Below are 19,825 nucleotides of genomic sequence, written 5' to 3'. Positions count from 1 at the left end.
CTATCCTATAAAACTCTTGAGCAAAAAATCATGAATATTCTTCCGCTTAAAATACGGAAAAATTCGGGTTGAGCGGTGTAGACGGGTTACACGGTCGGGGGCTACGCCTTTCCCGACCTAACCCTACACCTAACCCTGCTTTTTTCCGTATTTTAAGTTGTCACAGCAATTTCAAGCCACTAGCAACTAATTTCAAGCCCTTGTAACCTGGATTGCGACCGTCAACCCATTGAGCCATGACACGAGTATCTAGTAACTCTACAAAAGTGAATTGAGCTGCTGCCATAGCTCCCTCAATCTCATCAAAGCTACCTAATACTTCAATCGTGATTGTCTTGATGTCTTCCATATCAATCAAACCTTGTTCTACTGCGCCTGCTGTACGTTCATCAATACCATTAAGCATATAGCTTTCAACTACATCAGTTGCCTTACCGTCTTTATATTTATTACGTGGGCGAACTTGTGTAAAGTCAACTTTTACCTTTTTAGGAATATAGAATTGAGAACTATCAAGAGCCATTTCTTTAAGTGAGAGTTCGCTTGTTAATTTCATTTTGTTACTTGCCATTAGTTTTTACCTTTATCTTTCTTAAAAATTGTTATATAATTTAGATAGTTATTTTTGGTAAGTCTTTGAAAAGTTCTGCTTCTCAAAGACTTTTTTATACAATCATAGCTATGTCCTCCTTGAAAAAATTCCACAAAATATGATATACTATATACGTCACTTTGTGATATATTTTATATTATCTCATTTTGAAGTGTTTGTCAACTGTAAAACACGTCTTTATGAGATTTGTTTTGAAAGGATTGATTTAATGAGTACATCAAGCATATTTCCTCAACGGCTTAAGGAACTTCGATTAAAAAAAGGGTTCACACAATCAGAACTAGGTGAAAAAGTTGGAGTCAAACAGAACACTTTTACAAATTGGGAAAACGGAAAACGTGAACCAAATTTTGAAAAACTATTATTATTAGCCAAATATCTTGAAACAACAACAGATAACTTATTAGGTCGAAGTATTTTAAGCATTGACACCGTACCTCTTCCAATCACTAGTTTTGACTTCTCTCAAATAGAAAATATACCATTAGAGCAATATCCAAATTTAAAACAAGCTATTGTTCTAGAATATATGCGACACGGCACAAGAAGTACACAATTATTACAAGAAATAACTGAGAAATATCATTTAAACAAACAGCAAATAAAATTACTAAAAGAAATCATAGAAGATACAAAAAGTGCCTTTATTGATGAATTCTAGTTTCGGCAACAATTCGGAAACAACAGAAACAGAATAACCCTATTTTTAGTAACTTAAAACTTATCAAAACTTAATAAAATATAGCGTTTTTGTTAAAGCAATAGATGTATATTACAGAGGTTAAGTAAGGGTTTCAGTACACGTCAATAGACGTCAAAATATTGATTTTAAGCGATTTTTGATTTTTTGAAACTCATTATATCGCACTACAAATCAATAAAAACTCTACCTTTTACTCTACCTTTTTTAGATAAATATATCATCTGGATATTGAAGTTAAGCCCTGCTATCATTTCGATGGCAGGGCTTTTTAATATTTGGTACACTAACTTCTTATCTATATTTTGGTGGATTTTAAGTTGACATCTACAAAGTTTAATGTTAGAATACATTCAAAAATATATTTGAATGAGGTGTTTTATGATTCAAAATATTGTTACTTCAATAATCCTGTATTCTGGGACAGCCGTAGACTTACTTATTATCCTAATGTTATTTTTTGCCAAAAGAAAAAGCAGAAAGGACATCATTAACATCTATTTAGGGCAATTTCTAGGCTCTGTTAGTCTAATATTCCTAAGTTTGCTTTTTGCATTTGTCTTAAATTATATTCCTAGTAAAGAGATTTTAGGTTTACTCGGTTTGATTCCAATTTTCCTAGGCCTCAAAGTTTTGCTTTTAGGAGATTCTGATGGAGAAGCTATTGCAAAAGATGGTTTGCGAAAAGACAATAAAAACCTGATTTTTCTAGTCGCTATGATTACTTTTGCAAGTTGTGGCGCTGACAATATTGGTGTCTTTGTCCCATATTTTACCACCTTAAATTTAGCGAATTTGATAGTGACTTTACTTACTTTTCTAGTCATGATTTATCTCTTGGTTTTTTCTGCCCAAAAATTAGCACAAGTCCCTTCTGTTGGAGAAACTTTGGAAAAATATAGCAGATGGTTTATTGCCGTTGTCTATTTAGGATTGGGGATGTATATCCTGATTGAAAACAACAGCTTTGACATGCTATGGGCTGTGTTAGGCTAGGAGAAAAAATTATGAATAAAGATAGTATCTGTCAAGTGGATGTTATAAATCAACAAAATGTTACAACCGCAACGAACTACCTTGAAAAGGAAAAAGTCCAAAAATCACTTCGCATTTTATCAAAATTTACCGATAATAAACAGATAAATATCATCTTTTATCTCCTTGCCGTCGAAGAACTCTGTGTCTGCGATATAGCCTGTTTATTAAATCTCAGTATGGCATCTGCCTCCCACCATCTTCGTAAACTAGCCAATCAAAACATCTTGGACACTAGAAGAGAGGGGAAAATTATATATTATTTTATAAAAGATGAGGAAATCAGAGATTTTTTTAATCAACTAGGATAACAACTATTTTTACTACTTTCTACTTTTCCATGATTATAGGGGGATTATATATGAAATTTTTTGAAGAAAATTATTCACAAGAAATACCTACTCGTATCAAAAATTTAAGAAAAAATACAATATTACACAAAGCGAACTAGGCAATGCAGGTCAAGTTAGTCAAGTTGAAAGTGGTAAGCGACCAATTACGAGTTCGATGTTAGTTTATTTAAATGCTCTAACCGCTTCGAGCTATACGTATATCGTTTTTGGAGAGTTAGATGAGTTTATTGAGAATCTGTTTCATTATTTTTTCAGTTCTATTTTATATAGAGATTTAGAGGCTGTAGATGAAAAACTATATTCTTTCATGAGTGATGATTTAATTTCAATCCAATCAAGTTGTCTAAGTATTGCCAAGACATTTGCAAATTTCAATATTCAAAGAAAAAGATTTATGATTTCTACTGAAACTGAAATGGATACTTTTCACAAGAAAGATGACATTAACGTATGGTCGGTGGAAAAAGTTATAACCCCGCTAGAAGTTTTAGAACCCGTACCATCAATGAATTGACTGTCATTGATTTTGAAGAAATATTTGATATTCTTTAGTTGATGTTAGGGGATAATTTAATTAAATCATTTGAAGTTAATGTCTGTGGTATCCTATTTGAATTAGGCGGAAATGACATACCCTCAACATTTAGGCAAGAAAACATTGACCCTCTCATCAATAAATGGTGGTATGATAATGTTTCGACAGAAATTATCCCTAATCTAATAAAAAAACTCAAAGAAAATCCCTTATTTAATATCGGATTTATGGTAAATGATATATTAGAAAGAATGTATAAAGAGAATAGTCCAAAATCTTACCTTACATCCGTCCCGTTAGTTATTTCTCAAAAAGGAAGAACAACCTCTTCGTTTAGTATGACTGGTGGTCAACAAATAGATGGAGTGAAATTCAAACAGATATCTGAGGACTATATGAAATTACTCAGTCAAGGTAAGGATATCACAGAGTTATATCAAAAATATTCTAAAGAAGAGTTGGCAAATCTAGGCATTAATATTTATCAATCCAATGATATAGAAAGGACTGAGGAAAGAACTTTTGATGAAATTATCAGTTGGGTTCCAACCCTTATGCAACAAGACCAATTCAAGAAAGGCACACTATTCAATTAGAGCCAACAAGATTTTCACTAGAGGATAAGAAAAGAATTGAAGAAGCTGCAGCTCAAGGACTAAGCGAAATCGACCTTATTGATTTAGTTCTCTTTTTATCTATCGAATCAATCATCGAGCTATTTTTGACTTATTTACTCATTTACAAAAGAATTCTTACTTTAAGCATGATGAATATATAGAAAAAAATAAGCAAGAAGAATTCAATTTGTTAAAGGAGCGAAATCAATTTAATGAGTTACAAAAGGATAGGATTATGGAAATTATGCTTTTCATCGTTAGTTTGGTCTCTGTTCTTCAAGTTGTAGATATTTTTACTAATAATATAAAAATATTATCGATAAGTGCTTTGATTACTATCTCTTTGTCTATTGGAATACTCATTTATAGAAATCGCAAATGATATTTAAAGCCTATGAAATCAATCTTTCAAAGGTTTTTTCTTATATCTCAAACTAAATATCAAATATTTATAATCATCAAGAAATCATTTCAGCCAAATCTATCATAGCTTGTTCAATCTTATGTTTCCCTTTTTGCATGACATAAAGGTAGATTTTTTCTATCTCTCTACTATCTTCTGAATGTCCCACAAATTCTCGGATAACATTTAGGCTTACATTCTTATCAGCCATGACTGAAACAAAACTATGTCGAAACATGTGGGGAACTATGTGAATAGGTCTACCAAAATCGACTAGGTCGTCAATATCCTTATAGGGTTTTCCACTTTTCTTATTATATTTTGCTGACTGACTAGTCCTACCTCTTAAGAACATTGAAGTTTCTGTATGATACAATGGGCTACCTTACTGATTCTTACATTTAATATACGTGATACTAGTTTCCATATTTTAATTTATAAGTAAAATAATCAACCATTTTATGAAAGTAGAATTTTCAACAATCATTAAAAAGAAAACATAGAAATAAAGAGTTTAAAACATCTGTCTTAAACTTTTTGCCCCTCACTGTTGCTCACCAATACAGCATTCTTCGTGCTCATCTAAACTTTCGTCTGTCTGAATGGTTACTTTTGTAATTCCATACATTTTGAGATGTTGGCGAATGAGCTGCTGAGTTTCTGCTTGTTGTTCGGGATGTTTCATGCAAATATGAATCATCGCAAATTTTTCTAGTCCATCGGTTGTCCAAACATTTAGCTGAGTGACTGTTTGGATATTCTCGATTGTTTGAATTTCTACATAAAGGTCATTCAGATTTACATCGCTCGGTACGTGATCAAGAAAGATTTGAACATTTTCCCAAAACTTTGGTAGTGCTTTACTCAAGATAAAGGTTGAAATGATGAGTGAAAGCAATGGGTCAAGGAAATACCAGTTTGTAAAACGAAGAATGAAGGATACAAAGATCACAGCCAACCAGCCTAAAATATCTTCTAAGAAATGCAGACTCAGAATGGATTCATTGTGCGTCCGTCCATGACTAACCACCCTGCTGGCTGCAAAGTTGATTACAATTGCAAAAATTCCCAAGATAAGCATACCGTCGTAATTTACCCGTTCAGGCGCAAACAATTTGGGTACATTTTCAACCAGAATGAGAATAGAACCCACTATTAAAATGGTAGAAGTCAACATAGCTCCCAGCAAACTATACCGTTTATAGCCTAATGTATAGTTTCTATCACCTCGTCTATTGGAAATTTTTTCAAAAAATGCTGATAAACCAATCGCTAGGGCATCACCCGTATCATGCACCGCATCTGCTAACACAGCACTAGAATTAAAAAGAACTCCAAAGATAAATTCAATAACTGCAAAAGAAAAGTTTAATAGAAATGCAATCCAGACATTTTTGCTTGATTTCATTATTGTCTCCTTCTAATCGAACATTGAGATTTGATTTTATTTATTGTATAATGTATTCAAAACAAAACACTTTGTTCAATTATATTATCTACTATTTTAACGGAGGAAACAAGAAACAAATCTAATGCTTCGTTTGATAGTGTACATTTAAGGAGATTTGTTCGGAAATGATGGATAGACGAGTTAAAAAATCACGCACAGCCATTTATCAGGCTTTTCTCACTCTTTTGAATCAAAAAAGCTATGAGTCCCTCACAGTTCAAGAAATCATTGACCTTGCAGATGTCGGTCGGTCGACTTTCTATGCTCATTTTGAGACAAAAGAGGCACTACTTGAAGAAATGTGCCAAGATTTGTTCCAGCATACGTTTGTTGAGCGCTACCAAGCAAGCGAACTTTTTGACGCAACAGCTCATATTTTTTACCATTTCAGGAAAAACCAAGATAAAATAGCCACTTTATTATTGTCAAAAAATATTTATTTTATCAATCGTTTAAAATTAGAGCTAGAACACTATCTCTTTCCTCTCATTCGCGAAAAGCTATTGACACAAAAATCTAATTTACCAGAACCATTTTTAAAAAATTATGTCACGACAACTTTTATCGAAACGGTTACTTGGTGGTTGGGACAACGAAATAAAATCGATGAAGCCACTATTACAGCCTACTATCTTGAGCTAATGCACTAATATAGGGCTATAATTTTGGTTATCGCTATGGTATAATTTTTTTAAGAACCCTTCTAGGAGAATTTATGAAAAAACAACATTCTATCTTTTTATTACCAGGAATTATCATGATGGGTGTCGCTTTGCGGACGCCCTTTACAACGCTTCCAACTGTCTTAACAGACATTGCCAACAGGCTTCATGTTTCAGTTAATTCCCTCGGTCTTTTGACCAGTCTGCCCTTAATCATGTTTGCTCTCTGCTCTTCATTTTCGGCGCGTTTAGCGAGCAAAATTGGGCTCGAACGGCTTTTTACTCTCATCCTTGCTCTGCTTACCATTGGATCCTTCATTCGGATTTTTAATCTACCACTTCTTGATGTGGGGACGATTCTCATTGGAGTTTCCATTGCAGGCAGTACTTAATGTTTTACTTCCAAGTGTCATCCAAGCCAATCAACCGCATCGGATTGGACTCTTGACAACCATGTATGTAACCTCTATGGGGCTATCAACCGCTATTGCTTCTTCTATTGCAGTGCCGATAACAAAAGCAACTTCATGGCAAGGTCTTGTCCTTTTTTTGACAATGGTTTGTCTTTTAGCATTTTTAGTTTGGTTGCCAAATACTTCCTACAATCACTACTTAGTCAGCAAAGACAAATCAAGTCAAGGCAACACTATTTGGAAAAATAAAAAAGTCTGGGCTATTATTATTTTTGGTGGTCTGCAATCACTACTCTTTTACACTTGCCTAACATGGTTGCCGACGATGGCCATACAAGCTGGCATTTCAAATGCTTCTGCTGGATTTTTAGCTTCTGTTTTTAATCTGATTAGTCTGCCATTTTCAATGACCATTCCTAGCTTGACAACACGGCTGTCTCCTCGTCATCGTATGATAATGTTAGCAATTATCTCTGCTGCGGGTGTCCTTGGTATTAGCATGCTCTTAATCCAAACGAATGATTTCTTTTATTGGCTCATTGCAAATATTTTCATTGGGTCAGCTGCGAGTGCTCTTTTCCCATATCTTATGGTTACTTTTTCAACAAAAACGAGTAGCCCTGAACAAACTGCTCAGCTATCTGGCTTAGCACAAACAGGTGGTTATTTACTAGCTGCTTTTGGACCAGCTCTATTTGGTTATAGTGCCGATTTCTTCCATTCTTGGCTACCTGCTGTATGTGTCTTGCTCATTCTTACAATCATTATGATTATTGCTCTCTTTTATGTAGAAAAATCTGATAAAATTTTATAAAAATCAAAAACAGAATGGAGAGTGAACCTTTTTCAGTTGTTGGGTTCTTTTCTCCACTCTGTTTTTTTAATTATCTATTTTCCATGTCTTAACATCTGGCAATAAACCTACCTTCGAAATTTTAGAAACGTGCCGATTGCCCATAACATAAAAGCCCAGAGGCACAGCTCGCCATTCATCTGTGCAGGTCACGCCAATTCGAGAGCGCGAGCCAATTTGAAGCGGGACAGCATTTTCTACTAATTGCAACCTTGAAGTGGTCAAATCTTGACCATCAAATTCCTTGCTAATCCTTGCAAATTTGGTTAATTTTCCTGGGCCGTTGGCAAGCAATGTCCCGTCTGGTAATTCCAAGGCTCGAATCAAGACGGCTTCTGCGACATTCTCAGCCCTTGTGACTAAATTCAGCATTTGATGCCCGTAGATTTGATAGACATACCAGTGTCCAGCAGATAAGTACATAGACTCGTTTTTTGGTGTTCGTCTGCCACACGCACTATGACAAGCACTATCTTTAGCTCCCAAATAGGCTTCTGTCTCAACAATTCGTCCCAACACTTGTCCGTCTAAGCACAATTGCATACCTAACAAAGACTTAGCCGTTGCGACTGTATCTGTCTGCATGATATGTTTAAATTCTTTTGATAACATAATTTCATTATAACATGAATTCCATACAAAAAAGCAATCGAGAAAGACTGCTTTTTTGTTTAGGAGATTATGATGAAAAAAGTTTTTTAGGATTAGTTATAATATACCTTGTTTTGCTTAAATTTGTCTTAATAGAAAACAGCTAAACCGCTTTCAAAAATTCTTTTTTGTGTTAAAATAATAACAAAGAAGAAAAATGAACATTCTGATTATCACCCCACAATGATATCATGCTTATAAGGAAGAAATTTTATGAACAAACGACCTATCCGCCTTGTCATAAGCGATATTGACGGTACCATTTTAAATGACCAACACCAAGTTGATTATCAGCTAAAAACACAGCTTCCTCTTTTGCAGGAAAAAGGAATCCCTTTTGTGTTGGCATCTGCGCGTTCACCACTTGGCATGGAACCAATCGCACAGCAACTTGGTCTCATTGACAATCCATTGGCCTGCTACAATGGCGCTCTTGTCATCAAAGGAAATTCCCAGAATTATGATGTTTTAATGGAACACGGTTTGGATAAAAAAGAAGTTCAGTATTTGCTAGAGCTCGTCCAAGAGAAGTTTCCAGCTGTAGCTATTAATCTCTATTCAGGAAAGGATTGGTTTGCTGAACAGATTGACAAATGGGTTCAGGAAGAAGCAGATATTACCGGTGAAAATCCTATCCTTCAATCTCTAGTTTCTGTTGTAGAAGGGCGGACTTCTATTCACAAACTTCTTCTGATAGGTGAAGCAATCACCATCCAAAATCTTCACGACTCTCTGCAAAACACAAATTTTCCTAAAACAGCCTTTTATCTTTCCAAAGAGAATTATCTAGAAGTTACAGCTAAACAGGTTTCTAAGGAAAATGCTCTTCAAGAGATTGCTCATTTTTACCAAATTCCTCTCCAGCAAGTCATGGCAATTGGTGATAATTTCAACGACCTCCCCATGCTGAAATTAGCCGGATTAGGAGTGGCTATGGGAAATGCTCCTAAAGCAGTCAAAGAGCAAGCTGCAGCCGTTACCCACACCAATAATAATCATGGTGTCGCTCAAGCAATAGAGCAATATGTTTTAGATTAACAGCTATCTTTCCAAAATACAATAGAAAAGCTGACAGATTCATAAAATTCTCTAGTTCCCCATATAAAAAAACACGGACAAGCAAACTAGCAACCAACTAGTTAATTTGTGTTCGTGTTTTCTTTTTCTTATTTAAAATTCTCAATTGCTCCGTCATAATTTGCCCATTCTTTGCTGAAGAATCGATCATTCATCTGGTAAGTCGGAGCAGGATTGGGATTGGAAATAAAAGGATTGACAGCCTTATCAAACGCCAACCAGCCAAGCCAGCCCATGTGAATGGTGTCTTGCATAAAGTAGGGCTTCCCACCATCGTTTGAAAAGTCCGCGATATTGGTAAAACCTTGACTTTCCAACTGATAACGAATTTTCTTCACCGCTTGTTGATACTTTTCTTGACTCAAACCAGTATAGGCCATCCATTTTGCATTGACAGGGGGAATAACAAAGATTGGATTCGTTTTTGACTTGGCAAATTGCTTCAAAACAAGTTGTAAATCGTTATACTCGGGAGATTTGGTATAAGAAAACTTTGCTTGCTTTCCTTTAAACTTTTTAATACGTTTCCGCAAGCGATGCTTATAAAATTTATTATCAATTCCTAAATCATTATTAGTCGTGTTTCTTTGAGCATCTTTTGTCGCAAATTCTTCCAAATCCTGATAAGAAAATTTATCTGGCAAACGCTTAATTTGAGGCTGTACCAATTTTTCATAATTCTCATTACGTTCGGTAAAAAGAGAACTGAAAAGGGCATCCTCACGTTTATTTAAACGGCTGATAAGACGGATGTACTGTTTGTCAAAGTTTGACAGTTTCTGATGATTAGCTATTTTTTTTACATTGTCTTTCATAGCCACTGTCGGATACAGTTGTAAGAGACGCTTCGCCGCATATTGAGCATCAATGTCTCCTTCTTGCTGGCGCAAGAAACTAGTCAATTGATCACTATTAAAATATTGTTGAAATGCTGCTGGACTGTAGCCTTTTTTAGTAAACCATTGAGGAGAGACAACATAGACAGCTGGCTTATTTTTTAACTGCGGAAGCATTTGCTGCATGCCAAAATATTGCGTAAGAGATGCGGCTCCTCGTTGTCCTAAAAAATACGGACGATAATTACGCTTATATTTTTCTGACAAAACCGCAGGATGCATGCTGTCAAAGCGCAGCCATTCACTTGAACCAAAGTAAGGAACAAAGCGGTGCTTCTTATCTGTCAAAGCACGTACTTTTTGCGTTCTTCCCTTGAAACTTCCCGCCGTCAAAGAAACAGCCGAGCGCTTTTCAGCTTGGTAATCATGTTGTTGCTTGGTTGGGTAGAAAAATAGTAAAGCCACCACCATCAAAAGGGCGCAGAAAACTGGGCCTAAAATGAGCCACAATCGTTTAAGCATTACGAAGCTCCGTTACGCCTTCAATAATTTTATTAGCAGTATTCCAATCATCACGACCAAATTCTGAGACGGGAACATGAATGTCAAAACGGTTTTCTAATTCAACAATCAATTCAACCGTTCCCATACTGTCCAGAACTCCTGCATCAAACAAATCTTCGTCCATCATGTCTGATACATCTTCCATAAATAAATCATCAATAATTTCTAATACTTCTGCTTTTACGTCCATTAGAGAACTCCTTTTTTATTTTTTAAACCATAAGTCATTCAAAAATCCTGAGAAGATTAAGAATGAAAACATTACAACATTAAAGGTGATAAACATCCCTACTGCTTGTGTCCATTTGTTATCTGGTAATGGTGGCAAATTCTTCTTTTTCCGCTCTTTATTGATGGTCTTTTTCTTCCGCACCCAAGCGTCATTGATAACGAGTCCTAGACCATGAAAAAGTCCATAAGCAATATAATACCAAGTGACTCCGTGCCAAAAGCCCATGACCAACATATTGATGATATAAGCGACACTTGAAGTGGTATTCCGATTTTTAAAAACTTTGTTTCGGATAAGTACTGTGACTAGCCGCATAAATACAAAATCACGAAACCAGAATGACAGGCTCATATGCCAACGATTCCAAAACTCTTTCAAATCATGAGAGATAAATGGTTTGTTAAAGTTAATCGGACTTTTAATTCCCATTAGATTAGAAATAGCGAGGGCAAACATGGAATAACCCGCAAAGTCAAAAAATAAATCCAATCCAAATACATACATCACTCCTAGAGTTGGCAGGTTGAAGATACCACCCATTTGCACTGCATATTGCTTGAGAGGAGGCAAAATCATTGAGCCTAAAATATGTGCAAGAATAAACTTGTATAAGAAACCAAGCATTATGTATTGAACGGATTGCTCCAACATATCTAGCAGTTCATCACGCTCAGGGATATTTTCATAATCTTGATTGAACCGCTTAAAACGATCAATCGGCCCACTTGAAAAAGTTGGCATAAAGAGCATGAAACGTAGAAATTCCCATAAGTTAAAGTCTTTTAGAACACCATCCCGCAGCTCAATCATCATTCCTACTGAACGGAAAGTTAAGTAGGAAATTCCTAAAAAGCCCAAGAGTGATTGATGACCATAAATAGCTGGCGTTACCTTTACAAAGAAAAGCGGTAGGATAGACAAAGCAATGTGCAAATAGAAAATCCATTTGCTATCTCCCGTTTTTCGATAAATTTTATAAGTCCAAACCCAAAGTATTTGCCAAAGAACATAAAACAGTAGAGCATAGATTTGTGTTAATTTAGGTCCAATTAACATAAATATGATGAAAGCAAAGCTGACCAGAGCTTCATAAATGGGAAATCTTTTTTTGAAGAATAAACCAACAAAGATTGGCAAAACGGCTAAAATGATATAAACAAAATACTGCGGATCCCCGTACGGTTCCAAGTGAGGAAGCTGTCTTATGAAATCCATCATCGGTTGTTGACCTCGCTAATCAAACCTTTAATATCAATCTTACCATTTGGTGTCAATGGCAAGGAATCCCGATAAAGGAATTTGGAAGGCATCATATAAGACATCATAATATCTTGCAAATCTTCTTTGATAGCTTTGGTGATGTCAATCTCACGCTCAAATTGTTCCTTAACCCCGTCCTTCAGGATGACATAGGCTAGAAGGTTTTGTACTTTATGATCTTTATTGTAACGCGGTACAGCCACAGCTGAGTCCACATATTGAGACTTGTTCAGGTTTTGGGAAACATCTTCTAATTCAATACGAAAACCGTTGAACTTGATTTGGAAATCCATACGACCGCCATAAAGCAGTAAACCTTCATCTGTCATAGTACCAACATCGCCTGTATGATAGGCTGGTAACCCTTCAAACTCAAAAAATGCTTCGGCTGTTTTCTCTGGGTTGTTCATATAGCCTTTTGATACAGCTGGTCCAGATATAATGATTTCTCCTTGCTCACCATTCGGCAGTTTGTTTCCGTCTTCATCAATCACAAAAGTTGGAGAATCCGCTTTGGTATAGCCAATCGGCAAGCGTTTCATATTTGTCAGCATGTCATCCGTTATAGCAACAGCAGATAGAGCCACAGTTGCTTCTGTCGGACCGTAAGCATTAATAATACGTGCATTTGGAAAACGATCACGCAATTTTTGAGCTGTTTTAACCGTCAATTCTTCTCCGTCAAAGTAGAAATGCGTAATGCCTGGCATTTTTTCAGCATTGAAATCCTCAGACAGCATCGCCATATCTGCAAAAGACGGTGTTGATGTCCAAATAGCGATTGGCAAGTTCAAAATAGTCTCAAACAGCTGCTTGAAATCTTGCGTAATGGCAGACAGAACTGCAAAAAGTGTTCCTCCAAGTGCCAAGGTTGGCGCCCAGTACATAACCGATAAGTCAAAAGAATAAGGTGGCTGCGCCAACATTTGCGGACGAGCTGGAGTCGCAAATTCCTTATCTGTAATCATCCAGTTGGTAAAGCTAAGCAAATTATCGTGCGAGATTTGCACACCCTTTGGCTTTCCAGTCGTTCCCGAAGTGAAAATGATATAGTAATTATCATCACCTTTAACAGGGTGTGTAATTTCGTAAGGATGTTTGGCTGCAAAAGCAGTTTGAACTGCTGCCAAGTCAAGAATTGGTATGTTCACATCTTTCAGCGGAAAGTCATTGATTGCAATGATGAGACTAGGCTGTGCCACTTCCACAATCGCTGTCACGCGCTCCAGAGCTGAATGACTATCAATCGGAATATAAGCATGCCCTGACTTCGTCAAAGCTACAAAGGTTGCCAGCATGTCGTATTCTTGCCCACCAAACACCACCACTGGTGACTTTTCAGGAAGCGCAAGGCTGTCAATCTTTGCAGCGAGCGAATCCGAGTCCACTTTCAAATCATGATAAGTATGAACTTCTCCTAGAACATTGTAAACTGGAAAATCTGGTTGAGACTGAGCAAAATACTCAATCGTTTCAATCATGTCGTTAATTACTGAATTGGTCACAGTCTGCTCCTAAAATTCATTATAGATAAAACCACCTTGGCCTTGGCCAAGATAATTAAAGAAATAAAGCAACGCTAGAAATATCACAAAATAAAGCAGCGTCTGTCCAAGAAATTTAAAAATTATTTTATGTTTTTTCATCATATTCATCACTTTTGTCTTACTTCTAGATAAGACTTAATATATTTTACCATTTTCTAACGCTATTTTTCAATACAAAACATTCTTTAATTGAGGAATTAAGCTAGAATTAAGGTTTATTTACAACAAACCTAGGGAAATCACAGATGTGCTGTCTCAAAAAACTAGAAAAGAAAATAGTTTTAGACTTACCTTTTAAAAATATATAAAAATTTTATATATTTTCTTGAATTTGAAAGTGAAAAGCGCTATACTATGTATAGAAAAATTATATATAAAAATATTATACATAGGAGGTGGCTCATGTATTTTCCAACATCTTCTACCTTGATTGAATTTCTCATTCTAGCGATTTTGGAAAGTGAAGATTCCTATGGCTATGAGATTAGCCAAACGATTAAATTGATTGCCAATATCAAGGAATCAACCTTATATCCTATTTTAAAAAAGTTAGAAAAGAATCGTTACTTAACAACTTATTCTCAAGAATATCAAGGCCGAAAACGAAAATATTACTCTCTTACTCCAAATGGACGGGAGCAACTAAGTACCCTTAAGGAGGAGTGGAAAGTGTATACAGCGACAGTCAACGGTATTATAGAAGGGAGCGTTCGTCATGACAAGAACTGATTATTTAGCCGCATTAGAGAAATCCTTGAAAACATTGCCAGAAGCAGATTATAAAGAAGCAATGGATTATTTTACGGAATACTTCGAAGAAGCCGGATCTGAAAATGAAGCACAAGTCATTGAGGAGTTGGGAGATCCCAAAGACGCAGCCGAAGAGATTATTCGCTCACTTTCAGCAAATCAAGCAGAAGAAACGTCAACTCGTCCTCAACACCAGTCATCTGCACACAATCACCAATCATATACCGACAATGCTTATATCTTTGAAGACTATGCAACAATCTCTGAATTGCATATTGATGTCACCACGCAAGATATTCTGATTGAGCCTTCACCTGATGATTTTTTCCACATCAAATACTATAATGGAAAAGGCAACAATCAAATCATTTCTACTGTTCAAAACGAGAAGTGGCACATTACAGAAAAAGGCAACACGCATTATAGTGGTTTGGACTGGATTATTAATGTCATGAAAAACGGTTTTGATAATCATCCCATCTGCATTCAAATCCCGAATGGCAAGATTCTTCAATCATTCTCACTTCAAGCAACTTCTGGTGATGTAGCTGTATCTCATCTTCAAACACAAAAAGGAACGATTGAGCTTTCAAGTGGCGATCTGACTATGCGGCATTGCCATTTGCAACAAACCGATGTTACCCTTATCAGTGGCGATATCCATCTGGCACATGCCAAATTAACAGATTGTAAAATTACTCTTGTATCAGGTGATCTCGACACGCATTCTTTAGAAATTGCTGGTAAAACCTCTATTCAAACAACAAGCGGAGATGTTACGCTTCATTTGTTGCACCATGATTTTAGCTATGATATTGAAACGGTACATGGAGATATTTCTATTTCTGAGCAGCTCCAGCCAAGCCACCAAATTGTTGGCAACACAATCCGTCATAAAGTATCAACTTCTACAGATTCTCTTGCTATCCAAGCTGTCAGCGGAGACATCAATCTTTATTAGAGGTTTAGCATGAAACAGATTGATTGGTTATTCTTTGATGTTGGCTCAACTTTGGTAAATGAAGAAAAAGCCTATCAAGATCGGATTAAACAGGCTATTGCGGATACTAATATTTCTTATGCAGCATTTTATCAAACTATGATCCACTATTTTATGGAAAATAAAAAAGGCGATGTAGAAGCTCTGAAATATTATGGTCTGAAGCGTCCGTCTTGGAGGTCTGATTTAGAGGTGCTGTATCCTGACTGCAAGCAAGTGCTGAAAACTCTCCACCAACACTACAAGATTGGGATTATTGCCAACCAGTTACCGAACTTGCAAGCAAGATTGAGAAGATTTGGTATTGATTCTTGGATTGATCTGGTGATTTCCTCTGCCGATGTTGGCTTGACAAAACCCGATTTCGCTATTTTTGAGTTAGCTTTCCAACAAGCGAACTGTTTGGCTGAACACGCTGTGATGATTGGCGACCGTTTGGACAATGATATTCTTCCGGCTAAACAACTTGGAATGCAAACCATTTGGATCCGACAGGGATTTAGCCACTTGAACCACATAACGAATCCAGCAGAAACACCAGATTGGACTATTGATAATTTGACAGAGATTCTAGAGATTTTAGGCTGAGCATGCAAAAAACTAGAGTTGTTTCGCTCTAGTTTTTTTAACGTTATCAACTTTATTATATCATAAATTTTCCTTTAAAATAGACTTGTTTTTTCTTATTTTTGTGATACATTTAGGTTGAAAAAGGAAAAAGTGAGGTTACTAAACATGAAAAAAAAGCCGACTTTTCCTCTTCCCGCTTGGCTGCCCGATAAGGTTTCAGCGCATCGCGAAGAGCTTGCAAATCAGCGTCGCGCAATTCGTCAGCCGCACTAATCGAAGCTGACTTTTCACTCGCCCGAATCTGACCGAGAGAGGCTTGATAAGCAGGCAAGGCTGCTTTTATCTTCTTGACGAGAGCGGTAATGCCATCCTCATTTTTAAAGTCGAGCGCTTCTTTCTCCACATCGTCTAAAAAACGAGTGATAAACTGCGTGAATTCCGCATGACGGAGATTACTAATCTTAAGTCCAATGAGCTTTTCTTGCTTCATAAATTCCTTCTTTCCTTTTTTACTTGTCACTTAAAGCGACTGTTTCAATGACTTCTCCTTTTTCCGTCAGCGCGGCGGATGACCTCAACTACTTTTTGTTTGCTTCGTCCGCCCGGCAGAAAGTTTCCCTTACTTTTGGTTTACTCCGTCCGCCCGGCGGACGAGATAAACTACTTTTGATTCATGCTGTCCGCCGGGCGGACGAAGTAAAATTGTCTCGCCTCACCTCATCAGCCAACGAAATCCAGAAAAATCATCTCATTTAGTATAACATGAATGGGAAATTATAGGAAATTTTCTGAAAAAGAGGATTAACCACTTTCAAAACAGTTTGAACACACAGTCCTTAATGGACGGCAGAAGCAGAAAAGGTATTTTTCTTCATCACTTTTTCTCCTTTCATCTATATGATATAATATGATGAAAAGGCATTCACAAAATGCCCACTATTTTCACATTTCATATTTAACACAAGGAGTCGCCTATGCGTTGGGATATTGGAACAGTTTACAAGACGATTCGAAAAGCAAAGGGAATCACCCAGCAAGAGATTTGCGGAGATTGGATTTCTCGCTCCAATCTTTCCAAGTTTGAAAGCAACCAATCCGTTCCCAGCTATGAAACCATGGAATTTCTGCTCCACCAGATTGACATGAGCTTTGGGGAATTTGAATATATTTGTGATTATTATCATTCAAATCACAGAATGAAGATTATCTTGCAATTTAAAAATTATTTATCTGTCGTTGAAACAGAACAATTACTGGATTTAACCAAACAGTGTGAAGCCTACTTGAAAGCTCATCATGATATTCCCATTAGCAATATTTTGCGTATGGCAAATATACTAATTGAAATTAGAAAAAATAAAATCAGTAGTCAAGCACAAGTTTTAGCCCAACAGTTATGGACAGATTTAGAAAAACGAGATACTTTTTATGAAAGTGACCTAAATTTACTAAGTGTTATTCTTTACTTCTTCCCACTAGAAACCATTCAAAATATAACGGAAAAAATCTTAGCCAGTCTCAACAAGTATAAGCATTACAAAGAAATTCACAGTACACAATTCTCCATTTTAGCCAACCTTTCGACCATCTACCTTTACAACAATTGCCTTGACGATTGCCAGCGTATCACCGAGATGATCTTACCGCTCGCCAGGCAAACAAAACGATACGACAAGCTCGGCTTTGCTCAGGTTCGTCTGGGTATTTGCCAAAGAGACGACGACCTTATCCAGAAAGGTCTCCAGTTGCTTGAGCTGACAGAAGAAACGACCTTGCTCGAAAACTTGAAAGAAGAAGTCAAACAGCATCGTACTTCCCCTTTCTCTCATGTTTCACGTGGAACTTCAGCACCTTAAATGAGACAGAGAAGCAAATGACTTACAACGGATTTGTATTTTTTGATATTGACGGCACCTTGGTTGATAGCCAAGGACAAGTCCCAGCAGACAACAAAACAGCCATTGCTCAACTACGAGCCAACGGCTTTCTGCCTATTATCTGTACGGGGCGCGGGCGCGGAGAAATGGGGACGGTTCTGAAAGACGCTGGGATTCATTCCGCTATCTTGCTAAATGGCATGGAAATCCTCCATGAAAAGCAATTCCTGTTTGAAGGACGAATTGCACAAAACAGCATTCTCAAGCTCCTGCAACTGGCAAAGGAAAATGAGCATGACCTCGGTTTTTATTCGCAAGGAGAAATGCGTGTGACGGCGCTCAGCCCGACCGTTCAGCAGAATTTCCGATATTTTCATCAAGACCTGCCCCAAGTCGGGCCAACCATTTATCAAAACCAGCCTTGTCAGATGTTGCTCATTTTTAGTGAAGAGCCCGAAAAAGACACCCAGTACCAAACAGAAGTCCCTGAACTGCACTTTTTCCGTAACAGCCCCTACTCGATAGACATCACGCCACACGGCTGTAACAAAGGCTCTGGGATTCAGCACCTGCTGACCTTGCTGGCAGATAAAGCACCGACTTACGCATTCGGAGACGGACTCAATGACCTGACCATGTTTGAAACAGTAGATTATCCCATTGCAATGGGCAATAGCCAAGCAACCGTCAAAGAAGCAGCCACTTTCATCACACACTCTAATGATGAAAATGGCATTCCACACGCCCTTGCTCACTTTGGTTTAATTTAAAAAAGAAGCTCCTGTATTCAAGATACAAGAGCTTTTTGATTAAACTAATTCTTTTTTATTTGGATTGTAAACCAAGAAACCAAGACCAACAAAGAGCAGCAGAACGATTGTCATGAAGGCAACCTGTCCGCCGACTTGCCCCGTCATCGAAATCGTTTGACGCAAAGCCGAAACAGAATAGCTCATCGGCAACCAAGGATTGACATCTTGGAAAATCTTATCCGTCAACGGAAGTGGGTAAGTCCCTGCACTAGAGGCTAGTTGCAACAATAACAAAATCAAAGAAGTGAAAGCACCAAGCTTAGTGTCCCACGTTACCAGAGCCGTCACCACCGCCATGAAGCACATGCTGGTCAAAAGAATGATACCAAGCGTTGCCCATTCGTGGTTGGCGGTTAAGCCAATCATATGTACCGCACCGTACACCAATAAACCTGCTAAGAGAGAAATCATGCCGTTGACTTGAATACGTGCTTTCAACCATTCCATACGTGTCTTTGGCTTCTTACCAGAAGGTAACGTGCTAAAGATGATATTGGTTGAAATAGCTGCTACAAAGAGTGCCACAGAAATCATGTATGGTGCCATCCCGATACCATTTTTACCAACATGGTCTTTATCTATTTTCTTCGTTGTCAATGGATTTGCGAGAGCTTTAGCATTGGCTTTATTGGTTGTCACCATAGATAATTGATTTTTGGCATCTGTCAAACCTGCTGTCAAGCTGTCCGCACCCGACACAAGTGTCCCCAGATTAGACGTGATAGTTGAGCTGCCGTCTGCCAGCTTCGTAGAACCATCTGCTATTTTACCAGCACCATCAGACAGTTTGTCTGCCCCTGACACGAGTGTAGCAGAATTGTTCACTAATTGACTAGCTCCGTCTGCTAATTTTGCCAAGCCGGCATCAATTTGACCATTATTATCCGCCAATTGATTAGCTCCGGAATTGATTTTTGCCATACCAGATGTCAATTGACTATTCTTACCAGTCAAGGTCTTAGAACCTGAACTGATTTTCGCCATACCAGATGTCAATTGACTATTCTTACCAGCC

Annotated in this window: 23 protein-coding genes and 2 pseudogenes; 13 read left to right on the top strand and 12 right to left on the bottom strand. The window is 37.3% G+C overall.

Annotated features, from left to right (window positions below; genetic code table 11):
- Window positions 1-160: 160 nt before the first annotated feature.
- Window positions 161-571, bottom strand: a complete 411-nt coding sequence (locus HMPREF2574_RS02480) for a hypothetical protein (RefSeq protein WP_000157870.1) — start codon at window positions 569-571, stop codon at window positions 161-163.
- A gap of 250 nt (window positions 572-821) precedes the next feature.
- On the opposite strand from HMPREF2574_RS02480, the gene HMPREF2574_RS02475 reads away from it, so the two are divergent.
- Window positions 822-1,274, top strand: a complete 453-nt coding sequence (locus HMPREF2574_RS02475; RefSeq protein WP_000108044.1) for a helix-turn-helix domain-containing protein — start codon at window positions 822-824, stop codon at window positions 1,272-1,274.
- Window positions 1,275-1,480: 206 nt separating this feature from the next.
- On the opposite strand, the gene HMPREF2574_RS10790 is transcribed toward HMPREF2574_RS02475, so the two are convergent.
- Window positions 1,481-1,666, bottom strand: a complete 186-nt coding sequence (locus tag HMPREF2574_RS10790; RefSeq protein WP_002892741.1) for a hypothetical protein — start codon at window positions 1,664-1,666, stop codon at window positions 1,481-1,483.
- Window positions 1,667-1,694: 28 nt separating this feature from the next.
- Here HMPREF2574_RS10790 and HMPREF2574_RS02470 point away from each other — a divergent pair, with 28 nt between their 5' ends.
- From HMPREF2574_RS02470 to HMPREF2574_RS10785, 3 genes and pseudogenes are all read left to right on the top strand, one after another.
- Window positions 1,695-2,309, top strand: coding sequence for a CadD family cadmium resistance transporter (locus tag HMPREF2574_RS02470; protein WP_002911684.1), 615 nt, complete (start codon window positions 1,695-1,697; stop codon window positions 2,307-2,309).
- Window positions 2,310-2,320: 11 nt separating this feature from the next.
- The gene (cadX, locus tag HMPREF2574_RS02465; RefSeq protein ID WP_070242139.1) at window positions 2,321-2,659 is read left to right on the top strand and encodes a Cd(II)/Zn(II)-sensing metalloregulatory transcriptional regulator CadX; all 339 of its coding nucleotides are present in this window, start codon (window positions 2,321-2,323) and stop codon (window positions 2,657-2,659) included.
- A 50-nt stretch (window positions 2,660-2,709) separates the two neighbouring features.
- A pseudogene (locus tag HMPREF2574_RS10785) lies at window positions 2,710-3,921 on the top strand (helix-turn-helix domain-containing protein); the annotation flags it as partial.
- Between the two features lie 390 nt (window positions 3,922-4,311).
- Here HMPREF2574_RS10785 and HMPREF2574_RS02445 read toward each other — a convergent pair.
- The gene (locus HMPREF2574_RS02445; protein ID WP_042754219.1) at window positions 4,312-4,611 is read right to left on the bottom strand and encodes a tyrosine-type recombinase/integrase; all 300 of its coding nucleotides are present in this window, start codon (window positions 4,609-4,611) and stop codon (window positions 4,312-4,314) included.
- A gap of 189 nt (window positions 4,612-4,800) precedes the next feature.
- Complete coding sequence (locus HMPREF2574_RS02440) at window positions 4,801-5,664, bottom strand: cation diffusion facilitator family transporter (RefSeq protein ID WP_049508792.1); 864 nt, start codon at window positions 5,662-5,664, stop codon at window positions 4,801-4,803.
- 170 nt (window positions 5,665-5,834) lie between these two features.
- Here HMPREF2574_RS02440 and HMPREF2574_RS02435 point away from each other — a divergent pair, with 170 nt between their 5' ends.
- The 3 genes from HMPREF2574_RS02435 (at window position 5,835) to HMPREF2574_RS02430 (ending at window position 7,595) form a co-directional block, all read left to right on the top strand.
- Window positions 5,835-6,356, top strand: a complete 522-nt coding sequence (locus HMPREF2574_RS02435) for a TetR/AcrR family transcriptional regulator (RefSeq protein WP_037593732.1) — start codon at window positions 5,835-5,837, stop codon at window positions 6,354-6,356.
- A 65-nt stretch (window positions 6,357-6,421) separates the two neighbouring features.
- On the top strand, window positions 6,422-6,760 hold the full coding sequence (locus HMPREF2574_RS10780; protein ID WP_257374145.1) for an MFS transporter: 339 nt from the start codon (window positions 6,422-6,424) through the stop codon (window positions 6,758-6,760).
- Window positions 6,660-7,595, top strand: a complete 936-nt coding sequence (locus HMPREF2574_RS02430; protein WP_306806737.1) for an MFS transporter — start codon at window positions 6,660-6,662, stop codon at window positions 7,593-7,595. Before HMPREF2574_RS10780 ends, HMPREF2574_RS02430 begins: the two co-directional genes overlap by 101 nt.
- A gap of 66 nt (window positions 7,596-7,661) precedes the next feature.
- Here HMPREF2574_RS02430 and HMPREF2574_RS02425 read toward each other — a convergent pair whose 3' ends face one another.
- Window positions 7,662-8,246, bottom strand: a complete 585-nt coding sequence (locus tag HMPREF2574_RS02425; protein WP_024053261.1) for a DNA-3-methyladenine glycosylase — start codon at window positions 8,244-8,246, stop codon at window positions 7,662-7,664.
- A 252-nt stretch (window positions 8,247-8,498) separates the two neighbouring features.
- Between HMPREF2574_RS02425 and HMPREF2574_RS02420 the strand changes: the two genes are divergently transcribed.
- Window positions 8,499-9,323: a Cof-type HAD-IIB family hydrolase gene (locus HMPREF2574_RS02420; protein WP_024053262.1), complete on the top strand. Its 825-nt coding sequence runs from the start codon at window positions 8,499-8,501 to the stop codon at window positions 9,321-9,323.
- 128 nt (window positions 9,324-9,451) lie between these two features.
- On the opposite strand, the gene dltD is transcribed toward HMPREF2574_RS02420, so the two are convergent.
- From dltD to HMPREF2574_RS02395, 5 genes are read right to left on the bottom strand one after another with little or no spacing between them, the layout of a single operon-like run.
- A complete protein-coding gene (dltD, locus tag HMPREF2574_RS02415; RefSeq protein ID WP_070812163.1) occupies window positions 9,452-10,720 on the bottom strand; it encodes a D-alanyl-lipoteichoic acid biosynthesis protein DltD in 1,269 nt (422 codons plus the stop codon).
- Window positions 10,713-10,952, bottom strand: a complete 240-nt coding sequence (gene dltC, locus HMPREF2574_RS02410; protein WP_003026725.1) for a D-alanine--poly(phosphoribitol) ligase subunit DltC — start codon at window positions 10,950-10,952, stop codon at window positions 10,713-10,715. The genes dltD and dltC overlap by 8 nt, the downstream gene beginning before the upstream one ends.
- A gap of 15 nt (window positions 10,953-10,967) precedes the next feature.
- Window positions 10,968-12,212: a D-alanyl-lipoteichoic acid biosynthesis protein DltB gene (gene dltB / locus HMPREF2574_RS02405; protein ID WP_024053264.1), complete on the bottom strand. Its 1,245-nt coding sequence runs from the start codon at window positions 12,210-12,212 to the stop codon at window positions 10,968-10,970.
- Entirely contained in the window at window positions 12,209-13,735 is a 1,527-nt protein-coding gene (gene dltA, locus HMPREF2574_RS02400) for a D-alanine--poly(phosphoribitol) ligase subunit DltA (protein WP_206151501.1), read from the bottom strand. The genes dltB and dltA overlap by 4 nt, the downstream gene beginning before the upstream one ends.
- 33 nt (window positions 13,736-13,768) lie before the next feature.
- Entirely contained in the window at window positions 13,769-13,900 is a 132-nt protein-coding gene (locus tag HMPREF2574_RS02395; protein ID WP_021002226.1) for a teichoic acid D-Ala incorporation-associated protein DltX, read from the bottom strand.
- 303 nt (window positions 13,901-14,203) lie between these two features.
- Between HMPREF2574_RS02395 and HMPREF2574_RS02390 the strand changes: the two genes are divergently transcribed.
- From HMPREF2574_RS02390 to HMPREF2574_RS02380, 3 genes are read left to right on the top strand one after another with little or no spacing between them, the layout of a single operon-like run.
- The gene (locus HMPREF2574_RS02390; RefSeq protein ID WP_003075404.1) at window positions 14,204-14,530 is read left to right on the top strand and encodes a PadR family transcriptional regulator; all 327 of its coding nucleotides are present in this window, start codon (window positions 14,204-14,206) and stop codon (window positions 14,528-14,530) included.
- Window positions 14,517-15,512 carry a DUF4097 family beta strand repeat-containing protein gene (locus HMPREF2574_RS02385; RefSeq protein WP_070812162.1) on the top strand — a complete coding sequence of 332 codons (996 nt, stop codon included), beginning with the start codon at window positions 14,517-14,519 and terminating at the stop codon, window positions 15,510-15,512. Before HMPREF2574_RS02390 ends, HMPREF2574_RS02385 begins: the two co-directional genes overlap by 14 nt.
- 9 nt (window positions 15,513-15,521) lie before the next feature.
- Window positions 15,522-16,139 carry an HAD family hydrolase gene (locus tag HMPREF2574_RS02380; protein WP_070812161.1) on the top strand — a complete coding sequence of 206 codons (618 nt, stop codon included), beginning with the start codon at window positions 15,522-15,524 and terminating at the stop codon, window positions 16,137-16,139.
- Window positions 16,140-16,287: 148 nt separating this feature from the next.
- Here HMPREF2574_RS02380 and HMPREF2574_RS02375 read toward each other — a convergent pair.
- A pseudogene (locus HMPREF2574_RS02375) lies at window positions 16,288-16,611 on the bottom strand (hypothetical protein); the annotation flags it as partial.
- Window positions 16,612-17,095: 484 nt separating this feature from the next.
- Here HMPREF2574_RS02375 and HMPREF2574_RS02370 point away from each other — a divergent pair.
- Complete coding sequence (locus tag HMPREF2574_RS02370; RefSeq protein ID WP_083307007.1) at window positions 17,096-17,977, top strand: helix-turn-helix domain-containing protein; 882 nt, start codon at window positions 17,096-17,098, stop codon at window positions 17,975-17,977.
- A 17-nt stretch (window positions 17,978-17,994) separates the two neighbouring features.
- Window positions 17,995-18,768, top strand: a complete 774-nt coding sequence (locus tag HMPREF2574_RS02365; protein ID WP_024053271.1) for a Cof-type HAD-IIB family hydrolase — start codon at window positions 17,995-17,997, stop codon at window positions 18,766-18,768.
- Window positions 18,769-18,807: 39 nt separating this feature from the next.
- Here the strand turns inward: HMPREF2574_RS02365 and HMPREF2574_RS10775 are convergent.
- Window positions 18,808-19,825: YhgE/Pip family protein (locus HMPREF2574_RS10775; RefSeq protein WP_257374141.1), on the bottom strand; the 1,018-nt coding region annotated here is incomplete at its 5' end.

Source organism: Streptococcus sp. HMSC034E12 (assembly GCF_001835915.1).
GTDB lineage: Bacteria > Bacillota > Bacilli > Lactobacillales > Streptococcaceae > Streptococcus > Streptococcus vaginalis.
This window is presented reverse-complemented; position numbering and strand designations above follow the sequence as displayed.

Coding starts and splice junctions, on each gene's coding strand:
- cadX (WP_070242139.1), top strand. CDS start 2,321: ATGAATAAAGATAGTATCTGTCAAGTGGATGTTATAAATCAACAAAAT.
- dltD (WP_070812163.1), bottom strand. CDS start 10,720: ATGCTTAAACGATTGTGGCTCATTTTAGGCCCAGTTTTCTGCGCCCTT.
- HMPREF2574_RS02365 (WP_024053271.1), top strand. CDS start 17,995: ATGACTTACAACGGATTTGTATTTTTTGATATTGACGGCACCTTGGTT.
- HMPREF2574_RS02480 (WP_000157870.1), bottom strand. CDS start 571: ATGGCAAGTAACAAAATGAAATTAACAAGCGAACTCTCACTTAAAGAA.
- HMPREF2574_RS02470 (WP_002911684.1), top strand. CDS start 1,695: ATGATTCAAAATATTGTTACTTCAATAATCCTGTATTCTGGGACAGCC.
- HMPREF2574_RS10780 (WP_257374145.1), top strand. CDS start 6,422: ATGAAAAAACAACATTCTATCTTTTTATTACCAGGAATTATCATGATG.
- HMPREF2574_RS02370 (WP_083307007.1), top strand. CDS start 17,096: ATGCGTTGGGATATTGGAACAGTTTACAAGACGATTCGAAAAGCAAAG.
- HMPREF2574_RS02420 (WP_024053262.1), top strand. CDS start 8,499: ATGAACAAACGACCTATCCGCCTTGTCATAAGCGATATTGACGGTACC.
- dltA (WP_206151501.1), bottom strand. CDS start 13,735: ATGATTGAAACGATTGAGTATTTTGCTCAGTCTCAACCAGATTTTCCA.
- HMPREF2574_RS02385 (WP_070812162.1), top strand. CDS start 14,517: ATGACAAGAACTGATTATTTAGCCGCATTAGAGAAATCCTTGAAAACA.
- HMPREF2574_RS02395 (WP_021002226.1), bottom strand. CDS start 13,900: ATGAAAAAACATAAAATAATTTTTAAATTTCTTGGACAGACGCTGCTT.
- dltC (WP_003026725.1), bottom strand. CDS start 10,952: ATGGACGTAAAAGCAGAAGTATTAGAAATTATTGATGATTTATTTATG.
- dltB (WP_024053264.1), bottom strand. CDS start 12,212: ATGATGGATTTCATAAGACAGCTTCCTCACTTGGAACCGTACGGGGAT.
- HMPREF2574_RS02390 (WP_003075404.1), top strand. CDS start 14,204: ATGTATTTTCCAACATCTTCTACCTTGATTGAATTTCTCATTCTAGCG.
- HMPREF2574_RS02425 (WP_024053261.1), bottom strand. CDS start 8,246: ATGTTATCAAAAGAATTTAAACATATCATGCAGACAGATACAGTCGCA.
- HMPREF2574_RS02445 (WP_042754219.1), bottom strand. CDS start 4,611: ATGTTCTTAAGAGGTAGGACTAGTCAGTCAGCAAAATATAATAAGAAA.
- HMPREF2574_RS02440 (WP_049508792.1), bottom strand. CDS start 5,664: ATGAAATCAAGCAAAAATGTCTGGATTGCATTTCTATTAAACTTTTCT.
- HMPREF2574_RS10790 (WP_002892741.1), bottom strand. CDS start 1,666: ATGTATTCTAACATTAAACTTTGTAGATGTCAACTTAAAATCCACCAA.
- HMPREF2574_RS02435 (WP_037593732.1), top strand. CDS start 5,835: ATGGATAGACGAGTTAAAAAATCACGCACAGCCATTTATCAGGCTTTT.
- HMPREF2574_RS02475 (WP_000108044.1), top strand. CDS start 822: ATGAGTACATCAAGCATATTTCCTCAACGGCTTAAGGAACTTCGATTA.
- HMPREF2574_RS02380 (WP_070812161.1), top strand. CDS start 15,522: ATGAAACAGATTGATTGGTTATTCTTTGATGTTGGCTCAACTTTGGTA.